At 48.8% G+C, this 24,694-nt stretch carries 22 protein-coding genes and 1 tRNA gene; 13 read left to right on the top strand and 10 right to left on the bottom strand.

All coding sequences use genetic code 11. From position 1 onward, the window contains the following. Nucleotides 1-6 precede the first annotated feature (6 nt). Together ACFQY8_RS02745 and ACFQY8_RS02740 are read right to left on the bottom strand one after the other, a co-directional pair. A complete protein-coding gene (locus ACFQY8_RS02745) occupies nucleotides 7-1,185 on the bottom strand; it encodes an MFS transporter (RefSeq protein WP_377938374.1) in 1,179 nt (392 codons plus the stop codon). Then, on the bottom strand, nucleotides 1,182-1,901 hold the full coding sequence (locus tag ACFQY8_RS02740) for an HD domain-containing protein (RefSeq protein WP_377938372.1): 720 nt from the start codon (nucleotides 1,899-1,901) through the stop codon (nucleotides 1,182-1,184). Before ACFQY8_RS02740 ends, ACFQY8_RS02745 begins: the two co-directional genes overlap by 4 nt. 57 nt (nucleotides 1,902-1,958) lie before the next feature. Between ACFQY8_RS02740 and ACFQY8_RS02735 the strand changes: the two genes are divergently transcribed. The 7 genes from ACFQY8_RS02735 to ACFQY8_RS02705 all read left to right on the top strand — a co-directional run bounded on the left by ACFQY8_RS02735 (nucleotide 1,959) and on the right by ACFQY8_RS02705 (nucleotide 9,907). Continuing rightward, a complete protein-coding gene (locus ACFQY8_RS02735) occupies nucleotides 1,959-3,206 on the top strand; it encodes an MFS transporter (protein ID WP_377938370.1) in 1,248 nt (415 codons plus the stop codon). Nucleotides 3,207-3,233: 27 nt separating this feature from the next. Then, a complete protein-coding gene (locus ACFQY8_RS02730) occupies nucleotides 3,234-4,466 on the top strand; it encodes an MFS transporter (RefSeq protein ID WP_377938368.1) in 1,233 nt (410 codons plus the stop codon). Nucleotides 4,467-4,505: 39 nt separating this feature from the next. Further along, nucleotides 4,506-5,228 (top strand): metal-dependent transcriptional regulator, encoded by a 723-nt coding sequence (locus ACFQY8_RS02725; protein WP_377938366.1) that lies wholly within the window; start codon nucleotides 4,506-4,508, stop codon nucleotides 5,226-5,228. A 75-nt stretch (nucleotides 5,229-5,303) separates the two neighbouring features. Further along, nucleotides 5,304-6,833 (top strand): glucose-6-phosphate dehydrogenase, encoded by a 1,530-nt coding sequence (zwf, locus tag ACFQY8_RS02720; RefSeq protein ID WP_377938364.1) that lies wholly within the window; start codon nucleotides 5,304-5,306, stop codon nucleotides 6,831-6,833. Between the two features lie 56 nt (nucleotides 6,834-6,889). Then, nucleotides 6,890-7,867, top strand: coding sequence for a glucose-6-phosphate dehydrogenase assembly protein OpcA (locus tag ACFQY8_RS02715; RefSeq protein ID WP_377938362.1), 978 nt, complete (start codon nucleotides 6,890-6,892; stop codon nucleotides 7,865-7,867). A gap of 32 nt (nucleotides 7,868-7,899) precedes the next feature. Next, nucleotides 7,900-8,685, top strand: coding sequence for a 6-phosphogluconolactonase (gene pgl, locus ACFQY8_RS02710; protein WP_377938360.1), 786 nt, complete (start codon nucleotides 7,900-7,902; stop codon nucleotides 8,683-8,685). A 160-nt stretch (nucleotides 8,686-8,845) separates the two neighbouring features. Continuing rightward, nucleotides 8,846-9,907 carry an aldo/keto reductase gene (locus ACFQY8_RS02705; RefSeq protein ID WP_377938359.1) on the top strand — a complete coding sequence of 354 codons (1,062 nt, stop codon included), beginning with the start codon at nucleotides 8,846-8,848 and terminating at the stop codon, nucleotides 9,905-9,907. Between the two features lie 2 nt (nucleotides 9,908-9,909). Here the strand turns inward: ACFQY8_RS02705 and ACFQY8_RS02700 are convergent, their stop codons facing one another. The 7 genes from ACFQY8_RS02700 to metG all read right to left on the bottom strand — a co-directional run bounded on the left by ACFQY8_RS02700 (nucleotide 9,910) and on the right by metG (nucleotide 20,693). Further along, nucleotides 9,910-10,653 (bottom strand): Pr6Pr family membrane protein, encoded by a 744-nt coding sequence (locus ACFQY8_RS02700; RefSeq protein WP_377938358.1) that lies wholly within the window; start codon nucleotides 10,651-10,653, stop codon nucleotides 9,910-9,912. Nucleotides 10,654-10,775: 122 nt separating this feature from the next. Continuing rightward, on the bottom strand, nucleotides 10,776-12,221 hold the full coding sequence (gndA, locus tag ACFQY8_RS02695) for an NADP-dependent phosphogluconate dehydrogenase (protein ID WP_377938357.1): 1,446 nt from the start codon (nucleotides 12,219-12,221) through the stop codon (nucleotides 10,776-10,778). Between the two features lie 137 nt (nucleotides 12,222-12,358). After that, nucleotides 12,359-13,657 carry a glutamate-cysteine ligase family protein gene (locus ACFQY8_RS02690; RefSeq protein WP_377938355.1) on the bottom strand — a complete coding sequence of 433 codons (1,299 nt, stop codon included), beginning with the start codon at nucleotides 13,655-13,657 and terminating at the stop codon, nucleotides 12,359-12,361. A 97-nt stretch (nucleotides 13,658-13,754) separates the two neighbouring features. Then, nucleotides 13,755-14,624, bottom strand: coding sequence for a class II glutamine amidotransferase (locus ACFQY8_RS02685; protein WP_377938353.1), 870 nt, complete (start codon nucleotides 14,622-14,624; stop codon nucleotides 13,755-13,757). Between the two features lie 136 nt (nucleotides 14,625-14,760). After that, on the bottom strand, nucleotides 14,761-17,463 hold the full coding sequence (locus ACFQY8_RS02680) for a KUP/HAK/KT family potassium transporter (protein WP_377938351.1): 2,703 nt from the start codon (nucleotides 17,461-17,463) through the stop codon (nucleotides 14,761-14,763). Between the two features lie 62 nt (nucleotides 17,464-17,525). Next, a complete protein-coding gene (locus ACFQY8_RS02675) occupies nucleotides 17,526-18,497 on the bottom strand; it encodes a TatD family hydrolase (protein WP_377938349.1) in 972 nt (323 codons plus the stop codon). A gap of 315 nt (nucleotides 18,498-18,812) precedes the next feature. Further along, nucleotides 18,813-20,693 carry a methionine--tRNA ligase gene (gene metG, locus ACFQY8_RS02670; RefSeq protein WP_377938347.1) on the bottom strand — a complete coding sequence of 627 codons (1,881 nt, stop codon included), beginning with the start codon at nucleotides 20,691-20,693 and terminating at the stop codon, nucleotides 18,813-18,815. Between the two features lie 236 nt (nucleotides 20,694-20,929). Between metG and ACFQY8_RS02665 the strand changes: the two genes are divergently transcribed. The 4 genes from ACFQY8_RS02665 (at nucleotide 20,930) to ACFQY8_RS02650 (ending at nucleotide 22,616) form a co-directional block, all read left to right on the top strand. Next, nucleotides 20,930-21,664, top strand: a complete 735-nt coding sequence (locus ACFQY8_RS02665) for a hypothetical protein (protein ID WP_377938345.1) — start codon at nucleotides 20,930-20,932, stop codon at nucleotides 21,662-21,664. Further along, nucleotides 21,654-21,920 (top strand): variant leucine-rich repeat-containing protein, encoded by a 267-nt coding sequence (locus ACFQY8_RS02660; RefSeq protein WP_377938343.1) that lies wholly within the window; start codon nucleotides 21,654-21,656, stop codon nucleotides 21,918-21,920. Before ACFQY8_RS02665 ends, ACFQY8_RS02660 begins: the two co-directional genes overlap by 11 nt. A gap of 193 nt (nucleotides 21,921-22,113) precedes the next feature. Continuing rightward, the gene (locus ACFQY8_RS02655) at nucleotides 22,114-22,302 is read left to right on the top strand and encodes a hypothetical protein (protein ID WP_377938340.1); all 189 of its coding nucleotides are present in this window, start codon (nucleotides 22,114-22,116) and stop codon (nucleotides 22,300-22,302) included. Further along, nucleotides 22,302-22,616 (top strand): hypothetical protein, encoded by a 315-nt coding sequence (locus tag ACFQY8_RS02650; RefSeq protein WP_377938339.1) that lies wholly within the window; start codon nucleotides 22,302-22,304, stop codon nucleotides 22,614-22,616. The genes ACFQY8_RS02655 and ACFQY8_RS02650 overlap by 1 nt, the downstream gene beginning before the upstream one ends. A 38-nt stretch (nucleotides 22,617-22,654) precedes the next feature. On the opposite strand, the gene rsmI is transcribed toward ACFQY8_RS02650, so the two are convergent. Next, nucleotides 22,655-23,593, bottom strand: coding sequence for a 16S rRNA (cytidine(1402)-2'-O)-methyltransferase (gene rsmI / locus ACFQY8_RS02645; protein ID WP_377938338.1), 939 nt, complete (start codon nucleotides 23,591-23,593; stop codon nucleotides 22,655-22,657). A gap of 250 nt (nucleotides 23,594-23,843) precedes the next feature. Here rsmI and ACFQY8_RS02640 point away from each other — a divergent pair, with 250 nt between their 5' ends. Continuing rightward, nucleotides 23,844-24,515, top strand: a complete 672-nt coding sequence (locus ACFQY8_RS02640) for a VTT domain-containing protein (protein WP_377938443.1) — start codon at nucleotides 23,844-23,846, stop codon at nucleotides 24,513-24,515. An 81-nt stretch (nucleotides 24,516-24,596) separates the two neighbouring features. Further along, nucleotides 24,597-24,669, top strand: a tRNA-Ala gene (locus ACFQY8_RS02635). Nucleotides 24,670-24,694 lie beyond the last annotated feature (25 nt).

The raw sequence follows: 24,694 nt of genomic DNA, 5'->3' as shown, positions 1-24,694 counted from the left end.
TAGCACCTATGCAGACATTTCCTGTGTGAAGCGTTCGCGACGCTCATAGAGCACATAAAAGGCAATCAAAAGCACAACCGCCACCATAGTGAGCGGTACTCCATACAAAGCAGTGAAGTGATAATCCATGTGATGCTGGTTGAGCGCGATACCACCTACAATAGAGCCCGTTGAGTTACCCGCGTTAAAAGCTATTTGCACCATCGCAGCAGCAAGCATTTCGCCACCGCCTTCGCCGAGCTGAACCATAAGAAGCTGCTGAGGAGACGACAGGAAGAACATGCCAAACGCGCAGATGAAAGTCAGAATAGCCGCGGTCGGCTGTGATCCTGGGTCGAGGAAGATGAGAAGCATGGCGATGGCTGCAATCATTTGCCCTATACCAGCAGTAATGCCCGGCGCGATTCTATCGCTTACTCGTCCGCCCACGAGACCGCCCACAACCATGCCAAAACCTGCGAGAGCTATGAGGAGCGGTATGACGCTGACAGCATATCCTCCGGTCTTTTGCAGCCACGGCGACACATAGCTCCACCAGCAGAATATTCCAGAGTTTCCCACATACACCGCGAGAATAACGAACCACGGTTTGATAGAACCCAAGAATTTGAACTGCCCCGCAAGACCGGCATCTTTGATAGATGCGACCTTAGGCACCCACAGCCAGATGAGAACCATAGTCAGCACAGCCCACGCACCCAACGCAGCGAATGCGTAGCGCCAGCTCATTGCAGACCCCATCCACGTCCCCAGCGGTACACCTACCATATTTGCTACGGTCTGACCTGCGACCATCTGAGATACAGATTTTCCCTCAGAACCTTTGTCAGCAAGTACTTTTGCCACGATTGTCGCCGTGCCAAAATAAGCACCATGTGGCAATCCCGAGATAAAGCGAGCAATGAGTAGCAACGTAAAGTTCGTTGAAACCGCCGCCATAGCATTACCCATGAGTACAAGCACCATGAAGAAAAGCAGTAATTTCTTTGGGTTTATACGCCGCCCAAAGATGAGAATCAGCGCGCCAAAACACACGCCAATCGCATATGCTGACACGTAATGTCCCGCAGTAGGAATGCTTACCGCGGTGTCACGCGCAGCTTGTGGAAGCACACCCATCATCACAAATTCAGCAGCACCAAGCGCAAACGCTCCGAATGCAAGAGCAAGGATACTTTTCTTCATATCTTCATAACACCCATTGAATACTCACGAGCAAGCGCCTCTAGCTGCTCAGCAGTGGGGACGCTCCATGTCGCCACAAGTTTATCCCAGCGCGCGATATTTTCTTCACCAAATTTTTCACACCGATGCCGAGCCATGCCTGTGCTCACAAACTGAGGCGGCAACGATTTAGTATGAAACTTATCCGCAAGAAGTACGATTTCTTGCAACGAATTTTGCGGTACATAATTTGTAGGTATGAGAGGGAGGTTCTGCCTTACACAATCCTCTTTTGTGAGACCCACTCCCGTATGATTACGCGCAAACTGTGCGATACTGCCATCGAAACCTTTACTCAGCAAAAGCGAGTAGCCGTAGATTCCATGCTTGATATACTCACCGCGTCTAAAAATCGGCTCCTTCCCCGAAGAAAAACGCACTGCATCCAGCACTTTATATGTGCCAATATCATGTGCCAGCGCGCCTTCCACGAGAAGTTCACGCTCCTGCAGCGAGAGTTGATAGCGCGAATTGTGTGCAATGATGAGTGCGATGCGCGCCACAATTTCACAATGTCGCTTAATGAAATTCTCGCTATCACCCTCACTGCTACTTGTACTTGTACCGTCGCTTGTTTCGTCGTTTGTTTCGCCAAAGCCTAGCATTTTCCACTGCTCATCATGCAGCGCTTCTAAAGCGCGCGTCCGCTCCGTGAGTTCCCAACCATTCCACGTCATACCTGCCATTGTATGCTCTAGGAAGAAAGAGACATATACAGAAGAATTAGGGTAATTATGACAGCCGGCTCGTCACTCAAAACTCGTGCTTACCGCTCATGGTTCATAGCTGATAGTGGCACATCAGCTGGCTACTCTTTGCGCGTTTTTGCGTTGCCGTTGGTCGCGTTCTCTGTAACCCAGGACGTCTCTATCGCGGGTTGGATCACTGCAATCTCTTCTATCGTCTACACCGTAATGTCAATTTTCGGCGGAACGGTGGTAGATCGCCATAATCGCCGCAAGCTTATGCTTACCTTTGCAGGAGCAAGCTCAATCATTTGGAGTGTTGTCATCGTCTTACTCCTTAACCATCATCTTGATGGGTGGACGCTGCTCGCGGCAGCCGTTATCCATATGCTTATCTCAGGCGTGACGTCGAGTTCTGGTCACGCGTATTTGCGTTCCATTATTTCCGCAGACGACTACCCAAAAGCACGCAGTGAGACGGAAGGACGAGATGCTGCTATCAGTATGGTTTCTGGACCAGTAGGCGGTGTCCTCTACGCGATAGCACAGTGGTTGCCATTTCTTGCTTCAGTAATTTCGTATGTGTTTGCTTTTGTGGCAACGCTTTTTATCCCCGGACGCGAGCAGGAGGATATACGCGCAAAGCAGGCGCGGAGTACTGGGTCTACTGCTATGCGCGACTTCATTGATGGTTGGAAATGGACGCTCTCCAAGCGTACGCTTGTACGGGCTATGTTGGCGTTTGCATTGATGGATTTGGGATTTGTAGGCATCGATGAAGCAGCACAATTGCATTTAGTCTCGAGCGGCGTAAGTTCACAGCGCATCGGATACATTAATGCCGCGTGGGGTATCGCAATGGTCATCGGCGCATTTATCTCTACTAAGTTGTCGCATAAGCTTCACGCAGGCATTACCTGTATCGCCGTGATGGCTATGATGGCTGTCATACATGTGCCGCTGATTTTCACTGATAATTATTTCGTTATCATGATTATGTTTGCTATCAGTTGCCTGCCATGGCCACTCTTTAACGCACTCATTATGGGATTCATCTACGCAAAGACACCGCAAAATTTACAAGGACGTGTCACTACCGTGGTAAGCCTTCCTTCTATGGCATTGTCCTCTCTAGCTCCTGGAATTGCCGGGATTCTTCTGAAAGCCATAAGTTGGAACATATGTATCGCTGTATTCTACGCTTTTATGGTGGTAAGTCTTTTTGTATATATCTTTAGCCCCGAGTTGCGCTCTATGCCTCGATCGTCACAATGGGAATCGACGGAAATGCGATAGGAGAATCTTTCACAGGATAAAAACATTATGACCGATAAAGTACCTTTCTATAAAACTAGTATTTACAGACGTTGGTTTACTGCTGACACCTCACTAGCCATCGGCGGCGCTTTATGGAGCTTCTCATTCCCCTTAGTAGCATTTGCTCTTACACAAGATGTACAAGCATCAGGATGGGCCGTCACCGCATCTGAAATCATCGGTCAAATTGCCTACTTCTTCGGCGGAACTGTCGTAGATAGGCGTGACCGTCGCAAGCTTATGATTCTTCAAGCAAGTTCGGCGATTATTATATGGGGATTTATATCTGTGCTCCTCATCATCCATGCGCTCACTCTGCCTGTGCTCGTCATTGCCGTGTGCATTTACACCCTGATGAGCACCGTAATCAGTCCCGCGTCAAACGCCATGTTGCTGTCTATCGTGAGTACAGAAGATTTCCCGCAAGCTAATAGCGTGAATGAGAGTCGCGATTCTGTCGTTGAAATGGCTTCAAGCCCATTTGGCGGTGTTCTTTACGCATTCGCGCATTGGTTGCCATTCTTAGGAACTGTACTTGTTAATATAGTCGGTCTTATTGCAAGCATACTTATTCCGCAGCTGCCTCGTCCAGAGGGCACGAAACAAGATAGCTTTATTAAAGAATTTGTCACTGGGTGGAAATGGGCGTATCAGAAGAAAACAATCGTGTCCACATGCATTGTGGCTATGATTATGAATTTCGGACTCGTTGGTGAAGGGTATCTCATCGAGCTTCATCTCGTTTCACGCGGTGTCAGTGCAGTCCAGATTGGTTTCCTCAGCACCGCACTGATGCTTGGCATACTCCTCGGTTCCATAATCTCGACAGCTCTTACCCCAAAAGTGCATGGCGGGTTCACGATTATTATCAGTTTCTTCATCATGGCCTTAGTGCTCGTTCCGTTAATTTTCACTGATAACTTCTGGGTCATTTTAGTGTCCAACTTCTTGCTTGGGCTCCCCTTCCCTCTCATGCATGCTATGCTTCTCGGCTTCACATATACGAAGACTCCAGAAAATATGCAAGGTCGAGTCCAAAGCGCCATCGGCGGTCCCGGAGGATTACTTGCTATGTTTGGCGGCGCCGTTGCCGGGTGGCTTCTCGCTCACACCAGTTGGATGGTAAGTATCATACTTTTCATCGTCTTCATTCTTGCCGGAGCGACAATTTCTATCTTCTCCTCAGGAATCCGCTCAATACCGCACACAGATCAGTGGGACAGCTTTGAAATGTTGTAGAAAAAATACTATAGACCGCGCACACAATAAAATGACACTATGACTGCTTCTCGCTTAACACTGGACTTACAAGGAGACTCTCTTCACCTCTCCGCGAGCGCGCAAGACTATGTTAAAGCTATCTGGAAACTACATGAGTGGCATCACGCTCCTGAGACACCATCATCTCCGTGCGTTATCAGTACGTCTGACTTAGCGAGAGAAACTGGCATGCGTACTTCTACCGTTTCTGGCGCCATCTCTCGCCTCGCTGATGTAGGTCTCGTCACGCACGCTCCCTATGGCGGTATTCAACTGACGACAGAAGGCGAAATTCAAGCAATTCGTATGCTTCGCCGGCACCGTATCATCGAAACGTATCTCGTGCGTGAGCTCGGCTATAACTGGGACGAAGTTCATGAAGAAGCAGAGTCACTTGAACATGCTGCAAGCAATTTCATGATTAATCGTATGGAGGAACGGTTGGGCTTCCCCGACCGGGATCCTCATGGAGACCCTATACCTGACAGAGCCGGCACTATTCCGCAGTTTGATACGATAAATCTTAACCTCGTTCCCGTCGGTCAGAGCGTTATGCTCGCGCGTGTCAACGATGACGATACTGCCCTCCTTCAGCTTCTTCAGTCGCATGATGCCATGGTCGATAGCATCATTACTGTGGTATCGCTTTGCGCAGATACTATCACAGTTACCACATCATCTGGTACTTTCAATCTCAGCCGCGCACAAGCAGATTTCGTCAGAGTTTCACGTATTGCATAGTTTTCCTGCATACTCAAACTTTTGAAAAACTCTCGGTAAACTAGAAGAAGTTAATTTTATACCATTGGAGTTTTCATGACTGACAACTGGACCAATCCATTGCGTGACCCTCGCGATATGCGTCTCCCTCGTATCGCTGGACCGTGCTCCCTTGTCATTTTTGGTGTGACTGGCGATTTAAGTAAGAAGAAACTTATTCCTGCCGTTTACGACTTGGCAAACCGCGGTCTTCTTCCTGCTGGTTTTGGTCTTGTCGGCTTTGGACGCCGAGCGTGGAGTCACGAAGATTTTGCAAACTTCATTAAAGAGAACATCATCGCTCACGCCCGTACTCCTTTCAATGAAGCGACATGGGAGTATCTCAAGGGCGGCATCCGCTTTGTGCAGGGCACATTTGATAATGAAGATTCGTTCAAGGCACTCTCGCAGACAGTTTCTGAGCTTGACGATGTACGCGGTACCCAGGGTAACCACGCATTCTATATGTCCATTCCCCCACGCGATTTCCCTATGGTTTCTCGTCAATTGGCAGACTCGGGTCTGGCGAAGTCTGAAGATGGTGCATGGCGTCGAGTCATCATTGAGAAGCCTTTTGGCCACGATTTGAAGAGCGCCCAAGAGCTCGACCGCGTAGTTTCTGAAGTCTTCGACCCACAGTCTGTATTCCGCATCGACCATTACCTCGGCAAGGAAACGGTGCAGAATCTTCTCGCATTACGCTTTGCAAACATGATGTTTGAACCTGTTTGGAACTCTAACTATGTCGATCATGTGCAAATCACAATGGCTGAAGACATCGGTATCGGCACTCGTGCTGGTTACTTCTCCGGAATCGGTACTGCACGCGATATTATTCAGAACCATCTGCTCCAACTCATGGCGCTCACAGCTATGGAAGAGCCCGTATCATTCTCTGCTAAAGACTTAATTGCTGAGAAGATTAAGGTGCTCTCTGCCGTACGCCTCCCAGAAGATCTTGGGGCTCATACTGCTCGCGGTCAATATACCGAAGGCTGGCAGGGCTCGGAAAAGGTAAAAGGATTCTTGGAAGAGCAAGGAATCGAGCCTGACGATAAGACAGAAACCTACGCAGCTATTCGTCTTGACATTGATACTCGACGTTGGGCAGGCGTACCGTTCTACTTACGTGCTGGTAAGCGTCTCGGCAAGCGCGTTACTGAAATTGCTATCGTCTTCAAGCACGCTCCACACCTTCCATTCGAGGATACAGCAACTGCGGAGCTTGGCAGCAATGCAATCGTTATTCGTGTGCAGCCAGACGAAGGCATTACAATGCGCTTTGGTTCCAAGGTTCCAGGTACAGCTATGGAAGTGCGCGACGTAAACATGGACTTCAACTACGGCAATGCATTTACTGAACAGTCCCCTGAGGCTTACGAACGCTTGATTTTGGATGTACTCCTTGGTGAACCTCCTCTCTTCCCAACAACTCGCGAAGTGGAACTTAGCTGGGAAATCTTGGACCCTATCGAAGAGTTCTGGGCTACTCAGCCACAGCCTGAAGGCTACCGCTCCGGTACATGGGGGCCAAAACAAGCAGACGAAATACTCGCTCACGATGGTCGCTCATGGCGCTTGCCATAGGTGATAAGAGAATTCATATCCGCACTCTTAGAGCATTTTAGGGAAAAGATTTTACTATGATCGTTACATTGCCTCACAGTACGACACAGGAGATTTCATCCGAACTAGCAAAACTTCACGCAGAACGTGGCGAGGTTTCTCAAGGACGCGTGATGACGCTACTCATCAGCGCTGGAGAAGACGAGCTCAACTCCGTTCTTGTTGACGCTATTTATGCAAGCCATGAACACCCAAGTCGCATCATTGCTGTGGTAAATGACGGGAAAGAAGTTCCTTCCTTCGACGAACTTCCTATTACTGCGGTCGGCACCGTAGCACCACTCGATGCAGAGTTGCGTTTAGGGTCTGATGGCGGTGCAGGCGAAGTGATTGTATTGCGTCCTGCAGGAGGTCTTCAGCGTCACTTAGATACATTGGTTATCCCACTACTCATTCCAGATGCTCCAGTTGTCGCATGGTGGAGTAGTAATGTTCCTGACTCCCCAGCAAACACTTTGCTTGGTTCCATGGCGCGTAGCCGCATCACCGATGCTCAGAAGAATGACGACCCTATAGAGAAGTTCTTGCAGCTACGTAAGCATCACACTCGTCAAGACACTGACCTCGCATGGACACGTTTAACTATTTGGCGAGGACTCTTGGCTGCCATGATTGACGAACCGCCTCATGCTGCCATTAAGTCCATCACAGTCACGGGTAATGACCATCATCTTTCTGTGGATTTGCTCGCTTCTTGGCTCGCGTGGGCTATGAAGGTGCCAGTGCGCATAGAGATTGATAACAGCATGCGCGGCGTCGCAGGTGTACACTTCTTCCGCGAAGATGGCGAAGCATCCATTGAACGCCGCGGTGATGAAGATATCAATATTTATCTGACGAAACCTGGACAGCCTGAGCAAAAGGTCTCCGTCCCTCATCGCACATTAGGTGACTGCATGACGGAAGAACTTCGCCGTCTCGAGCCGGACGAAATCTACAATACCGTTCTCACGCAAGGCTGGGATCTCGTCGATCACTCTCACTGGGACAAGTAAGCTTCGTACTGCCGAAACGATAGGGTTAAAACATGCGTAATATCATGGTGTACGACACTGAAGAACTTCTCATTCAAACTGTGGGAGCACGTTTGCTCTTACGCATTTCTGACTTGCTTACTGCTCAAGAACGTGTAGACGTGGCTCTCACGGGTGGCGGAGACGGTATCGAAGTCCTTACAGATGCGAATAACTCTCCACTCGCGCGTGCAGTAGATTTCTCTCGCGTACATTTCTGGTGGGGAGATGAACGTTTCGTCCCTGCTCATGACAAAGATCGCAACGCATTGCAGGCGCGAGAAGCATGGCTTGACAATCTCGTGGACTCTGGGAAGCTTCCTGAGGAAAATATCCACGAGATGCCAGCAGAAAAGCGTTCTGCCGAAGAAGTTGCGCATGCCACGGATGCTGAAAATGAAGACATTCTTGAGATAGCTTCTCGCGAGTATCAAGCTGAACTTGAACGTGAATTAGGGAAGAACGGTCATCTCGACCTTGCACTCTTTGGTGTCGGCCCTGACGGGCACTTCGCTTCTCTTTTCCCAGGTCATAAGCAGATATATGTGACCGATCCCGAACTCAAAGTACTTGGCGTGGCACATTCACCAAAGCTACCACCACTACGCGTAACGCTGAGCGTGCCATTTATCCGTCAGACTGATTTTGTGTGGGTGTTTGCTTCCGGCGAGCGCAAATCCGAGGCAATTGGTCGAGCTATGTACGAGATGAATAATCATCACGTGCCGTCATCCTTTGCTATGGGTGCAGAAGAGACTTTGTGGATGGTAGACAAGGCAGCAGCATCGAATTTGGCGTGAAACTGTCATCGTAGTTGTAGCTCGAAGAAGTGCAGGCAGCGTCAAGCTATATGCTCCACTACGACTATTCATGCAGCGAAACCGTTTAACCCAGCGAAAATAAACATGCCTGATATCTCTGCATATTTATTGTTTGGCGTCAGTGAGTACACTTAAGCTTATGGATATCACACCTCGATATATCGCCGACGATAATCGCTATGACGGTCGCATGCCATATTCACGATGCGGTCGTTCCGGACTCGCAATGCCCCAAGTCTCCTTAGGATTGTGGCACAACTTTGGCGACAACGCTTGTTTTGACACTATGCGAGCGATATGCCGCACAGCATTTGACGCAGGTATCACTCAGTTTGATATCGCAAATAATTATGGACCTGAGTATGGTGCTGCTGAGCGCAATTTTGGGCGTGTACTCAAGCAAGATTTGAAACCTTACCGCGACGAACTTCTCATCACGACAAAAGCTGGCTACGACATGTGGCCCGGTCCTTATGGTGACGGTGGATCACGTAAGTATCTGTTGGCAAGTCTCGACCAGTCTCTAAGCCGACTTGGTCTTGACTACGTAGACATCTTCTACAGTCACCGCATGGACGACGATACACCGCTAGAGGAAACTATGGGAGCGCTTGCGAGCGCAGTCCAGTCAGGGAAGGCACTCTACGCTGGTATCTCGAATTATGACTACGAAACTACCTTACGAGCTGTTGAAATTCTGCGCGAATTGCATGTTCCCATAGTTATCAATCAAGTGCGCTATAACATTTTCGACCGTCACATTGAGCTTGACGGACCTCGCGATAGCAATGACGAGAAACCTCTTGGACTCAAGGATGCCGCTCAAAAAGCCGGAATCGGTCTTATTACTTTCTCCCCACTCGCGCAAGGTCTACTCACCAATCGTTACCTTGACGGAATCCCGACTGATAGCCGCGTAGGTCACGATCCGCGGTTCCTCCATGAGGAGGACGTGAAGAGCCGCCATGAGCAAATTATGCAGCTCAATGCCCTCGCTCAAGACCGTGGCCAGTCCTTAGCGCAGATGGCTTTGTCGTGGATTTTGCGCGACGGTATAGACGGCTCCATCTCTAGCGTTCTTATCGGCGCTTCTAAACCGGAGCAAGTGCTTGACTGCGCACAGGCAGTTAAAAATACTCACTTCAGTGAGGACGAGCTTGCAGCGATTGATGCCATTGCTCCGGTGCGTGAGTTAGAGTGAGGTTACCGCATGCGTTTCATAATCTGATTATCTATCGCCCAGAATACAAGCTCAAGAGCAAAGCCAAAGAGCAGTACTACTACCAGAGACACTGCTACTCCCCTGTATCCAATGCTATTGACGTTGACGAAACCATAAGGATACAAGTGCGTAAATGCCCCATAAATGAGCATCCATACGGACCATGCAGCAGGGATAATCGCCGTTCGTAGGAGGCAGAGGCACACTTCGCCCAGACCCTGAGCACCGTTAAAGAAATCGCGCGGTCCCCACAACGCCCACACAATCCAAGCAGTTAGTGGTGTCACCACATGCTGCCACGGAGACGTCAAGAGAGCTAAACCGCTCAAATGCAAGAATGGGAGAATTGCTGTCAAAAAGACGATAGACGTTACTGTGATCATCATCATTGTGGTGTCAAGCATTGCTGAGCGCCACTTCGTCTTACGAGGACTGAGTGCAATCATCATGAAAACAACTGCTACCATGATGTTAGAAATCATAGTGAAATAGCTGATTCCTTCTATGAACCGCTGCGGCGCACCTGCCCAACCATGAACAGATTTACCATATAGCCCTGGCCAGCCACCTGACTCACGTGGGTATATGTCGGTCACATTCCCGATGTTCGTCACGATGACACCAAACCATGCCACAAGAGATGCAACCCACATGGCATGCTTGGACTCACGTTCTGGTCGAGGTCCAAATGTGAAGTTCTGGACTTCCTGTATATTCTTGCTCACGCTCGCCACCGCTCTTTCTGCTACCCTCGTCTATCTGTACCCATAGTTAATGGTTCATAGGAAAGCCGCGACTACCAAGTACATGCTCAGTAATCGCGGCTTTGCAAAGCTATGAGATAACCTTATGCTTCAATCTCTAGACGATCTTCTTCACTCCACAGCGTGTGGAAAGTACCTGGCATATCAACACGACCATACGTATGCGCACCAAAATAGTCACGCTGACCCTGGATAAGCGCCGCTGGGAGACGGTCAGAGCGCAAACCATCGTAGTACGACAATGACGAGGAGAAGGCAGGAACTGGGATGCCAGCCTTTGCAGCTGTTGCTACAACTTCACGCCATGCATCCTGCGCATTCTCTACAGCAGCCTTGAAATAGTCCGCCTGAAGGAGAGATTCGAACTTCGCACCTGAATCATATGCGTCAGAAATGCGGTTAAGGAACTTCGCGCGAATGATGCAGCCCCCACGCCAGATCCGTGCGACTGCGCCCAAGTCGATGTTCCAATCATACTGGGCTGCACCCGCACGAATCTCGTCAAAGCCCTGTGCGTAAGCCACAATCTTGGAAGCGTAGAGAGCCTGACGCACAGACTCTACGAACGCAGCCTTGTCTTCGACTTCAATCTTGCCATTAGGACCTGCGAGTGGCTTAGACTTTACCTCTTCACGCTGAGCTGCCATGGAAGAAAGTCCACGAGCAAACACAGCTTCTGCGATGCCCGTTACCGGAGTTGCAAGAGAAAGTGCAGTCTGAACGGTCCATGTACCCGTACCCTTCATACCAGCATGATCTACAATGACATCCACGAGAGGTTTACCGGTTTTAGCATCTTTCTGATGCAAGACTTCGGATGTGATCTCTACAAGGTAAGAGTCAAGGTCACCCTTATTCCACTCTTCGAAAGTATTTGCAATTTCCTCGGCAGACATGCCCAGACCGCGGCGAAGCAAGTCATAAGACTCACCAATGAGCTGCATATCCGCGTACTCGATACCGTTGTGCACCATCTTGACGAAATGCCCCGCACCATCGTGCCCGATGTGGGTAACGCATGGCTCACCTTCAGCGACGGCGGCGATGGACTTGAGGATAGGACCAAGGGTCTTCCACGACTCATCTGTACCACCAGGCATCATGGATGGACCATTCAAAGCACCTTCCTCACCGCCGGAGATGCCACAGCCCACAAAATGAAGACCACGAGCGCGGATAGCCTTTTCACGACGAATCGTGTCTGGGAAGTATGCGTTACCGCCGTCGACGATAATGTCGCCCGGCTCCATAGCATCCGCTAAAGCGTTAATCATAGCGTCAGTCGGCTCGCCAGCCTTAACCATGATGATGGCAGTGCGTGGCTTGGCAAGGCTTGCAACGAACTCTTCTATAGTCTTTGCAGGAATGAATGTACCCTCATCGCCGTGCTCCTTCATCAAAGTTTCGGTACGACCATACGAGCGGTTAAATACCGCTACGGTATTGCCATGATGAGCAAGGTTTCGAGCAAGGTTTGAACCCATAACTGCGAGACCTACTACGCCGATATTTGCTTGTGCTTCTGCCATTATCTTTACGCTTTCTGTTGCGAATGGTTCTGGTGCCTAGTTTACTGACATCGCTAGAAAGTTCGCTCTCTGTGTAGTTTCTGCTACATACGACGTGTGAGTACAGTAGAAATTTGCATGTGTCCACAGAAAATAATTTATTTCTGGAAAATATCAGGATTGCACGGGTCTCCAGGGATGTCTTCACCCGTATATTCCACATGCAAAAATTCTCGCCAAAACTCAAGGCTCTGCCCGTAGGGATGGGATTGATCGCCATGAGCCTGAATGTCTATCTTCGCAGCATTGACATCAATTGCACGAACACCGTCAAAATATCCGAGAAGACGGTTTAATTCACTTGGTTTCGTCATGAGATTGACGACGACATCCGTCAGTATACGAGCGCGATCTATCGGCAAAGAGTCCCAATGTCGCATTTCTATGAAGTTTTTGAGGCGCACGTCGGTAAAGTGAGTAGAGATAATGTGCATAATCTCATACTCATTCAGATCTCGGTCGGGGTATACCTCAGCACTATTTGCAAACGGCTCTCTGTAAATCAGCTTCTCAAGGTGCTCATTCGCAACTAAAGGACCGCCCATGGCTTCCACTGCCTCTGGGGTATGCGTTAAATCTACTGCCATAAGCGGTGTAGACAGCGCATCGATAGCCGCTTTTTCAAAGCTAAAATCTTTGTCATACAGTCCTGGATTAATCCCCGTGCGCCCCGATGAAATCCCCTCCCACATATGCTGACGCAGGAGCGGAAGTACATTCTCTTTCCCCTCAAAAAATGGCGTATTGCGGAAGAAATATGCAAGTATAGGACCAATTGCTACGGCCATACGCATTTTATTGATTGCATCTTCTTCGCTGGAGAAATCAAAGCTCACCTGAGTAGAAGCTGACACACGCATCATATTCCACCCGTAGCTTGACACTCTACCAAGATACTTATTCATGGCGCTGTAGCGATGTTTAGGAATAATAGAAATATCGCGCGCTAAACTCACAGGCGTATATCCATAGTTGAGTAACCGAATGCCAAGTCGCTCAAGGATAGGATCAATGTCTGCTCGAAATTGTGCGTAGAGTTCGTTGAGCTCTTCCGTAGAGTTCATTATGCCAAATGAACCTTCAATTTGCCCACCGGGCTCTAGTGAAATAGCAATCTTTCCGCGTCGAAGTCCCAAGAGGTACTCGCCATCACGATATTCGTATTGCGCGTCATAGAGCGGAGCGAGGGATTCTAATACCTCGCGAATACCTTGCGGCTGAGCATATGTCACTGCTTCGCCAGTACTTACCCGCACGGGCAGATGCTCAATCTCCACTCCCACACCGTATTTGTCGCACGGCACACATCCCGACTCATAGAATCGCACGAGTGAGGCAACATGCTTGTCATTGACCACACGATCTTCGTGAAAATAAGGAAAATCGCGGAAAGTCATATCGTCATCCTTTTTATGCGGGGCAGTTTGTTATCGTGAAAGAGTCGGTATCGAGTTTCTACTCTTCTAGCTTTGTATCCACGCGTTTGCGTGACTGTTATCGTGCTATCTCATCAAGCGGGTGAATCTCGTATGTGCCGGTATAAGAAGTAGCGATAAGCATATGATTGACAGGCAGCTCTTTCCACCCATCTTGACTGCTTTGCTCGAAACCTGACGAAGCGACAACTACACCGCCGCCGTCAAGCGGACGATATCGAATCACGCGATAATCCGCCGCCTTGTCACGTGCACCATAGGACTCATACACTTCAGCCACACGATGTGCGAGATAATCATGCCCTGTCGCGTTGACGCAGATAAGCGCGTCACGTGTTTGCACCAAGCAGTTATAAGACGAATCACGATACTGCTTACGCAGCTGGCGGATAGCCTCCTCAACTGCACGGTCAAGTGCAAAACCTAAACGTACAAAATGCAGTACATGTGCAAAATAGATAGCAGAATCAGACTTTCCACCCGTTGCAGCAATCTCATCGCTACTTGGTAGCACGTCGCGATTGTGCACTAAATTCACGCCATCGACCGTAGAAATGTCGCCGTTGTGCGCGAAAGAGATACCATCTGCTGCAAACGGCTGCTGATTCTCCGGAATAAGCGGCAAATGAGAGGAGGCAAGCCGTAGATGAAAAATTGCCGAGCGCGCTGGAGTATGGGAAATGGACTCAAAGTTATTATCCAAAAATGCAGGCTCCGTAGAGCAATAAATATTTTCATACAAATCAGGACTTGGCGCACCGCCGTCATACGCATGAGCCTCACGCCGAGCATTAGAGATAAGAGAAGCTCCCCAGCCATCGTTATGTATGCGGGAAATATCGCAGAACTCGGCTAGCTGAGGCTCCCCTAAAATCTCTCCTAAAGTGAAGTCTCTATCTGACGTCGCGAATCCAAGTAATCTGCACATGACTTAAAACATACCCTGCTCACGTTTTTACACGCGGGCAGGGTTATCACGATAAGTTATAGCGCCTTTATAGTGCATTCACTATATCACTATATGAAGTGCCATAAACCCTCATATAAGTCACATCGCCACGTTACTACTTCTTTGAGTTAGACTTCGAAGCCGATTGAGAAGTATGGACAGAATTCGATGCAGAATCCGACGATGAAACTGACTTAGAGTCTACAGACGACTCACGCACTGCTTTCATTTGTGCAGTGTTGAGTGCTCCATCTGCACCTTGATCAGCGTGCTCAGACAAGTCACGCGCTGCAGCGATATCCACAGGAATCCCCACTTTCGCCGCCTTCTTCGCAAGGACCGCTTCAAGCGTGATTGGTTTCTTCGTCTTGCGCAAGGCTACCCGGCGCAAAGGAGCCACAGGCGCAGTGGAAACGAATAGGGGCTGGACCTCGATAAGCGGATTAAATGCAGACAGACCGAACCACTTAATAGGCGAACCTGCCGCCTTACGAATCGCATATTTCATGCGTAGCGCCACTGCGCCAGAGGTCGTAATCTTCGACTCTGGCATAAGCTCCTTGTGGATAAGCACATAGCGAATAGAATCAATTTCTGGGTCTTCATCTACCTGAGGGTAGATGGTAGTTTGAGGCGGTAGAGTCCCATCATCAATCAGCTCATGCATGATTTGATGCAGATACGTAGCGACATTCTGGCTCACCTTGAATCCCAAGCGGATGCGCACACGGAAGAGGAAGTTCGTACCGAAGTTTTCCACAGAGTACTCGCGAGTATACGGGTCATCCGTCACGAATACTGACACTGCCCACCACGCACGAGCGCGCTTTTGATGATCGCCAAAAATGGAGTAGAAGATATCCGTATCAAGGCGGCGAAGTTCCGTATCCGATGTCAGATAGACCACGTTTCCGGCGTACAATGGGACATTTTCATCATTATGCAGAACGTTGAGTGCAGGCAGGAAGTCCTCTGGAGACATGTGCCGACGCTGACTACGCTCCACCTTCGTACCCGTATCCCAGGAGTACATGACGGTGAAGATAGCAATGGTGACAAGCGTCGTAAACCAGCCGCCAGTCATGAACTTCGACATCGACGAGATGAAGAACATGATTTGAATTGCCAAGAATACGATAGTAAAGATAACTGCGAGAACTCGCTGATGCTTACCCCACCAAATATACGCGGCAAGAAGCACCGTCGTAGTAATCATCGTCACCGTAAGCGCTAGACCGTACGCTGCAGTGATGCGCTCCGAGTCTTGGAATACGAAGAGAACGGTGAGTGTAGCAGCCATCAGCACCCAATTTACGACTGGGATGTAAAGCTGACCACGAGTACGGCTTGGATAGCGCACCTGGAGATGTGGCATCCAGTTCAGACCTGTCGCTTCTGACACCATGGTATATGCGCCTGTAATAAGTGCCTGCGAAGCGATGATGCCAGCTACAACCGAAAGGATGACCGCCACATAGCGTACCGGTTCCGGCATCATTTGGAAGAACGGGTTGAGATTATTGAGCTTCTGGATGGCAGAGTCATTCTGATGTGCGACCATCCACGCGCCTTGCCCGAAATAGTTGAGCATCAGACAAATCTTGATGTACGGCCATGTCGCATAGATATTTCCTCGACCCACATGCCCCATGTCGGAGTAAAGCGCCTCCGCACCAGTAGTCGCGAGGAAGACGGTCCCCATGATGGCAATACTCGCATGATTGTTCGGATCAAAGAGGAACTCGAGTCCTAACATAGGGTTCAAAGCTTCAAAAATAGACCAGTCGCTACCGATAGACATCACACCTGTCACAGCGAGGAAAGTGAACCACACCAGCACGACGATACCGAAAACTTTACCAATACTTTCCGTACCGCGGGACTGAATCAGGAAAAGCACGACGATGATGACTGCAGTGATACCCAAAGTCAGCGTAGGCGATGATTCAAATACTGGCTTCAACGGTGCAAGTGTGCGCAAACCTTCTACTGCCGAAGATATGGAGACTGCAGGAGTTAAAACAGAGTCCGCAAGGAACGCCGCACCGCCTACCATCGCAGGTATCCACAGCCACTTTGCATAGCGCTTCACTAGGGAGTACAAAGCAAAAATGCCGCCTTCGCCCTTGTTGTCAATGCGCATAGCGATGAACACATACTTAACTGTGGTAATCAGCGTAACCGACCAGAACAGCAGACTGAGCATACCTAAAACTGCTGGACGATTAACATACCGGATGCCCCCTTGTCCAGCCACGAACGACTGCGCAAGGTAGAGAGGAGATGTACCAATATCGCCATATACCACGCCGAGAGCCACTATCATCATGCCGATAGTGATCTTATCTTGCGATGTCTGAACCTTGCGCCACCAGCGCCCTAAAGGAGTGCGGGCACGTTTTTGCTGCAATTGTGCGGTGCGCTTCGCCTCTTCATGAGCTAAACGCTTAGCCTTGATTTCCTCTTCACTTACCGCATGTTTGTCAATTTTTGGCGCCTTCGTGATGCCCTCTGGAGGCAAAATTGCGCCTGTTTGAGCCAAATCTAGTGCTAAAGAATCCGTCGATGTGATGACATGTAGTTCCTCGGGCTGGTTAGCCTGATTGGTCTGGTTAGATTGATTAGACTGTCGAGCCTGTGAATTGCGCTGGTTCTGTACATTCTTATGGTTCTGTTTGCCTTGCGATGCCTGCTGATTCGAGCGCCGAACTTTCGTCTCATTTATCTTATCAGCCTCATTCTGCGCTGCAGCAGTATCCTTTGCGAGGTTTGCGAGACCTGAATCTTGGGTAGTATTGTCGCCCATGTCAGATGCCATAACCGTCCTCACCTGTTCCCAGGATTTCTCTTAATTTTATACGACTTTTAGTCAATGAACACCTATTTTACACTGCCATACGGCAAACCGTATGCTCGCACTGTATTTTCGAAGGTCAAACGTGCAGTATCAGCTTCACTTTTCCCAAGTACTTGAGCCATCACACGCAATGTATACGGAGTCATATAGGACGAATTTGTGCGACCCCGATACGGTTCTGGAGTTAAGTACGGCGCATCTGTTTCGATAAGAATGTGTCCCCTATCAATTATCGAGAGCACTTCGCGAATGTGCTCATTCGCTTTGTACGTCATGGTCCCTGAGAAGCTCAAATACCACCCGTGTTTATTAGCGATTTCAGCGACATCTTTGCCTGCGGAGAATGAGTGGAAAACAGTTCCTTCAGGGGCGCCGTCGGCAAGAAGAATATCAATCACATCATCATGCGCATCTCGATCATGAATCTGCATGGCAATGCCAAGCTCTTTCGCGAGCGCTATGTGTGCACGAAAAGCATCACGCTGAAACTGACGAGCGCCCTCGCCTGTACGGAAATAGTCCAAGCCTGTCTCACCTATCGCCACAACCTCGTCAGGATTGTTCTTCGCAACCGCATACACATGAGCTAATGCATCTTCTATTGCGACATCATGCCACGGCTTATAGTTGAGCTCTAAGCCGTCTGGACCAGTCTCACCTCGATGACCATGGAGTACTGCTTCGTTAGGGTGAATTGCTATAGCAGCCCTCACGGTGTGTGGATACTGTTTCGCCATGTTTACCGCGGTCATAAGATTTGGCAATTCACATGCGACATCAATGATATGCTCTACTCCCACTGCTTTTGCTTGGCACAGCAGTTCTTCACCGGAGTACACAGGGACAGGGTCTTGCCCACGACTCACAGCAGTAGCACTCATGTAATTGGAATACTCCACCGTAGATGCCACATGCGTGTGATTATCAATAATTGGTGCACTAAGCAGCTGGGGCGCTTTGCCCCAACGGCGATCACGATGTTTTTTCTTTGCCATGGTAAGTCCTAGATAAATCCTTTCATATTTGGCATCACGTATTTTCTATGGTTACGACTTATAGACTGCATTTGAAAGAGCTGCGCTATGAAGATGCGACACTGTAAAAAGCTCGATAGAAAGAAGAAACCCGATCGTGTGGACCGGGTTTCATAAGAGAGAGAAAGAGAAGAGGGATTAAATTATCAGTTTGTTAACTGCCAGCTTGTGCTGATATCTCTATATAACCCTGACTTTCTGAGTTGAGCTTGCAAAATAACTGAAAATAACCTTGAAATTTTGCAAAGAAAATGTGAAGGCCTCGATTTTCTTTTGTTATTCCGTCACATTCTCATCGTTATTAAGCTTCGCTTTCTCTGCTTCGAACCGAGCTTTTTCCTTCGCTTTACGAGCATCAAGCTCAGCTTGGAATCGGTCAAGTTCCTCCTGTACTGCTTCTACCGGTATCTTCTGGAAAATTGGAGTTGGCTTACCGATTACAGTACCAGCAACTATCTTCCCACGCTTCCATGGATGAACATTCACACCAAGCTTGTACTCGCCGGTGATGATTGGGTATGTAAAACTAGGGTCGTCAAGGTCGCTCACTTCTTCAATGTGCGGCAGAGGAGAGAACACGCCTGTACCGCCAAGAGTCTCCCAAACTTTCTGTGCAGAGTGTGGCAGATATGGACTGAGCAGTACATTCGCATCCATCACTGCCTGCGCAGCAGTATGAAGTACAGCTGCCAAGCGAGCTGGATTATCCTTAATCTTCCATGGCTCAGTAGCAGAAATATACTTGTTAATCTCTCCCACAATGCGCATAGCTTCGTTGAGTCCCTGCTTCTGGCGGTGATTGCCAATAAAATCACCCACCGTATCAAATGCAGCGGCAGTGGTATCGAGAAGAGCACGATCTTCATTTGTTAATTGAGAATCATCAATTGCTGGAATCTCACCGAAGTTCTTATGGAGCAATGTGGCTACACGATTGACAAGATTTCCCCAACCAGAAACGAGCTCATCATTGTTGTGGCGTACAAATTCTGCCCATGTGAAGTCCGAATCAGATGTCTCAGGACCGGCAATGGAAATGTAGTAGCGAACTGCGTCCACCTGATATCGCGCAAGGATATCCTTCACATAAATCACAATGCCGCGAGAAGAGCTAAACTTACGTCCTTCCATCGAGAGGAACTCTGAAGAGACTACTTCGGTAGGCATATTGAGCTTGCCCATGTCTCCAGGCTTACCACCCTTATTTCCCTCGCCGTTATAGCCAAGCATCTCAGATGGCCAAATCTGCGAATGGAAAGTGATGTTATCTTTGCCCATGAAGTAGTAACTCAATGCCTCTGGGTCGTTCCACCACTTGCGCCATGCCTGGTCATCGCCACTACGGCGCGCCCATTCGATAGAAGCGCTCAAATAGCCTATCACTGCATCGAACCACACATAGAGCTTTTTGTTTGGATTATCAATCCAGTCAGCTACTGGGACAGGGATGCCCCAGTCAATATCGCGAGTAATCGCGCGAGGCTTGACTTCGTTAAACAATCCAAGCGAGAAGTTGATGACATTAGTACGCCACCCCTCACGAGACTTAAGCCACGCAAGATTTGCTTCTGCGAGAGCAGGTAAGTCAAGGAAGAAGTGCTCTGTTTCTTGGAAGATTGGAGTTTCGCCATTAATCTTCGACACCGGATTCTTCAAATCGATAGGATCAAGCTCATTTCCGCAGTTATCACATTGATCACCTCGGGCACCATCTGCACCACAAATCGGGCATGTCCCCTCAATATAGCGGTCAGGAAGAGTACGACCAGTCGATGGCGAGATGGCCACCATCTGTGTCCCCTTGTAGATATAACCATTAGCTAAGCACTGCTTGAACATATCCTGTACAACATGCTCATGATTCTTCGTCGTTGTACGAGTAAAGAGGTCATAACTCAAGCCGAGATCGCATAAGTCCTTAGAAATGACGCGATTATAACGGTTAGACAGCTCCTGAGCAGTAACCCCCTCAGCATCTGCCTGTACCAAAATTGGCGTGCCATGCTCATCCGTGCCTGAAACCATGAGGACATCGTTGCCCTTCATACGCTCATAACGTGCATAAACATCAGATGGCACACCAAAACCTGCCACATGGCCAATGTGACGAGGACCATTTGCATACGGCCAAGCTACTGCGATAAGAACATTACTCATGGTGTCGATTATCGCGAAAAGAGCCGACATTACAAAGAGTAGATAGCACATATTTTTCTTGGTTTTCCGCGAAAAATTAGATTCTTTTCTTTCAACACGGTTCTCCACATACATCCACACAAACCTGATGTGTACAGATGTGAAAACACTCTAGCCTTATCCACATAATTGTACTTATCCACAAAATTTCACAGAGTTATTTTTCACGCACTATTCAGCTGACTATCGTGGCGACCATGATGAATCCAACGACGAATGAACCACCTCACGCTCTGGCGCACACCAATGATGCGGTCACACATAACCAGACTAAAATGAGTGCGCATGTCTACCAACGCAGATCCAATCGTGCTGACCGTATTTCTAGCGAACTGATTCAGCACCCACTGCGGCATAAAGAGGATTTCCCTGGTCAGCTCTGCTTAGCGCGCCTCGAAAAGGCACATATCATCTCAAACCTTGACAAGTCCACGTTCTACCCGATGAGGTTCAATGATACGAGTTCCACACGTGCACACGTAGCCCGCGATATTGTCCCCTTTGGGGCTATCGCTTCGGCATGGCTTGCCGCATGGATTTGGCTTGGCGGGCAATTCCCCACCTCCATCGACATCACGAGTACAAACCACTATCACAACATTCTTTTCGGCAGAAACGTCCGCTCAACGTCACGCCAAATCCATAGCTCATGCTTGGCACAATTTCCTCACTTGCTTGTCACTTCACCACAGAGAACCGCATGCGACATCGCTTGTAGCGACATTCGTCGCGCAAATCCGATAATCATAGAGCACACTATTCATCGCCTTGCATTGTCGTATGCCTTCGCTGAGCACGATTGCATGGAAATCATGCGTCACAATACTCGCCAACCCCGCTACACATGTGGAGTTAATTTGCTCATTCACGCTTTCGCAACGTTAGAGGACAATATCGAACAATGTGAGGCTCTTTGTAGCAATGAATCCTAATTCGCCATATTTCCCAGGTTGCCCACCGCCTCTTCCACCTGTAAAACTCACGCCTACCGTGGCAACTGACCCACACACAAATCCTCCGACTTTGTGGTACATAGCTCGACATGTTCCACACTTACGCCGCTGGCTGGTAGCGAATGAATCTGCCACTCCGGAGCTTTTGGAATTCATTTCTCAAGCAGGAGGACCTAGAGTAGCGCACGCTTTTGCTGTTCTTTTTGACGATTCGGCTGAGAACTCAGATGTTTGAGTCACCTCGACAGCACCAGCACATCATGCAAAGTCGTAGCTCAAGCGAAATCACACTCGTTCTCTCTCGCACCTCAAACTGCGCATTTCCAATCGACAAAAATTGGAGTACAATTATGAAACTACATATATTATCAAGTGCACTTAAGCACGGGCAGAGAAGGAAAGATATAGAGCACGCAATCGACCTTCACGTGAAATCAATTCAACACATCGAATCCGATAGGGTAAATACCAACTCGTTTGATTTTCTCTTCATTGGTCCTAACCGTAATGGCGAGCTCCTTGAAATTATAGGATTCGTCAATGGTCATAAACGCGTTATCTTCCACTGCATGTCGCTGCGCAAGAAATATGCACACTATTTAGAAAGTGAGGAGTAATGGTCTGGCTCACAAAAGAAGAACGCAAGCACGTGAATCACATGCTTGAAATCGTAGAACGCGACGATTTCGAAATTTCTCCAGATGCACGAGTGCTCTCAGACGAAGAGGCGCGTATCTTCGCAGGTGAATTACTCGGGAAAGGCCGTCCTCGTAAAGGATCTCGCCCATTCAAGGGACCAAGTCCCAAACGCCAAGTACGTCTCAATCGCGAGCTCGACGAAAAAGCTCAGAATTTCATCGCCAAACACCATATGACGTTTAGCGAGCTTCTCAGAGCTGCGACAGCTGAGTACTTAGCAACACACGCCTAGCACCAAACGCTTCCTCACGGAGGAGTCCGCAGAAACGTCTAGTTCTTCATCTCAAGCACAAGAGCATATACATCTTTGCGCGAGACGTACGAACCATCAGGGAGCGGATGTTCTCGTACAACTGCTGTAATTGCCTCTTTAATACGCACATTCTGCGCACGCGCAGTCTCAATGGCGAGCTGCGCAAGCTCTTCTACACCTAAAACAGCTGAGCCAGCAGCCTCGACGGCTTCATCTTCAGACGCTCCAGAAACAACAAGTACTATCTCGCCACGAGGAGGGTCATTAATCACGCTCTGACGAATTGCGCCGATGGTGTCCCGTCGTATTTCTTCAAAATCCTTAGTAAGCTCACGACATAGAGCCATATGCCTGTCAGCCCCGAATGCTTCCTCTAAATCCGCCATCGTGTCCTCAATGCGATGAGGAGCCTCAAAGAAAATCATCGTACGCATTTCTGTAGCAAGAGCACGCAATCTCTTCATACGTTCAGAATGCTTGCGAGGGACAAAGCCCTCATAGCAGAAACGATCAGTAGGTAAACCCGATAACGTCAACGCGTCTAAAGCAGCCGAAGGACCAGGTGCGCACGTCACTGGGATTCCACGCTCAATCGCTCGGCGCACTATGGCAAGACCAGGGTCATTAATCGTTGGCATCCCCGCATCTGATACCACAAGAACTGTCGCACCGGCCTCTACCTCATCAAGGAGCGAATCAGATTTCTCACGCTCATTGTGATCGTGATACGCTACCACGCGGCCACCCACGTGGATTTCGAGGCGACGCGCGAGGTCAAATAATCTGCGCGTATCTTCCGCTGCCACGATATCCGCATGCTCAATCAAATTTACAAGGCGCGCGGAAGCATCTGCCACGTTTCCAATAGGCGTAGCAGCGAGCACAACCTTGCCATTAGTCATCGTGTTATCAGTACTGTTAGCTGTGCTTTTACCTGTGCCTTGAAGATTTCCCATAACTCAAGCCTACCTCAGTGCGCAAACTGCGATATGTGCTCCGTTCTGACGCATTCAAAGTCTCACGCTCCACGATAGCGCTTACATATGTCCACTTATTGCCTACTCTCATCTCGCACTTATGATGGAAATGTTGATATGTGCTTTTTTATATGCTTCTCAGATATTTTTTCTTTACACTGGAAATGGTTTTGTACAGATAGCCGATATAAATACACGCATGTCATCAGACCTGAACTTGGAGATCTTTGTGGGCATTATTCAGTTCTTTGTCAATCTTTTGAAAGATCCTCGCTCTGCTATAGCAGGATGGATTGCTATGGGATTAGCACCAACATATGCTTTTATCTTTCTCATTATTTTTATAGAGACCGGTCTCGTATTTATGCCATTTCTACCGGGGGACTCACTCCTTTTTGCAGCCGGCTACTTCGCCCATGACCCTACATCAGGCATGTCGCTTGGCATACTCTTGCCTATCGTGTGGCTTGCTCCGATTCTTGGCGACCAGTCTAACTATTTCATCGGTCACTTCTTTGGTCGCAAAATCATCGAATCAGGTAAAGTCAAAGCGATGACGCCTGAACGCATCGCCAAAACCGAATCTATGATTGAGAAGTGGGGTCCACTTGCAGTTTTCCTCGGGCGATTTTTCCCATTTATCCGTACCTTTATGCCATTCATCTCTGGACTTTCTGGCATGAGCTGGAAAAAATTTACTCCGTTTAGTATTATCGGCGGGCTCATTTGGAGTTCACTGTTTACTCTTCTTGGCTATTTCTTCGGTGGAATTCCTTTCGTGCAGAAGAACTTTGAACTGGTCATTGTCGCTATTTTGCTTGTGTCGTTGGCACCAACCATCATCACCGGCATTCGCGCACTCATCAATCGAAAAGCAAAAGGCTCAAACGCGAAAAAGTAAACACGGCTTGCGCTAGACCGCCCCTCGTTCTAAAGTAGCAGGTGTTGCTCAGCATTCGTTATGATGCTTAGGGACATTTTCGGGGCTATAGCGCAGTTGGTAGCGCGTTTCGTTCGCATCGAAAAGGTCGGGGGTTCGACTCCCCCTAGCTCCACGAAGGCTCGTCCATTCATTCCACC

It is taken from the genome of Alloscardovia venturai (assembly GCF_042676605.1).
Lineage (GTDB): Bacteria > Actinomycetota > Actinomycetes > Actinomycetales > Bifidobacteriaceae > Alloscardovia > Alloscardovia venturai.
Note: the sequence above shows the minus strand (reverse complement) of the source record. Positions and strands in the feature narration are given on the sequence as shown.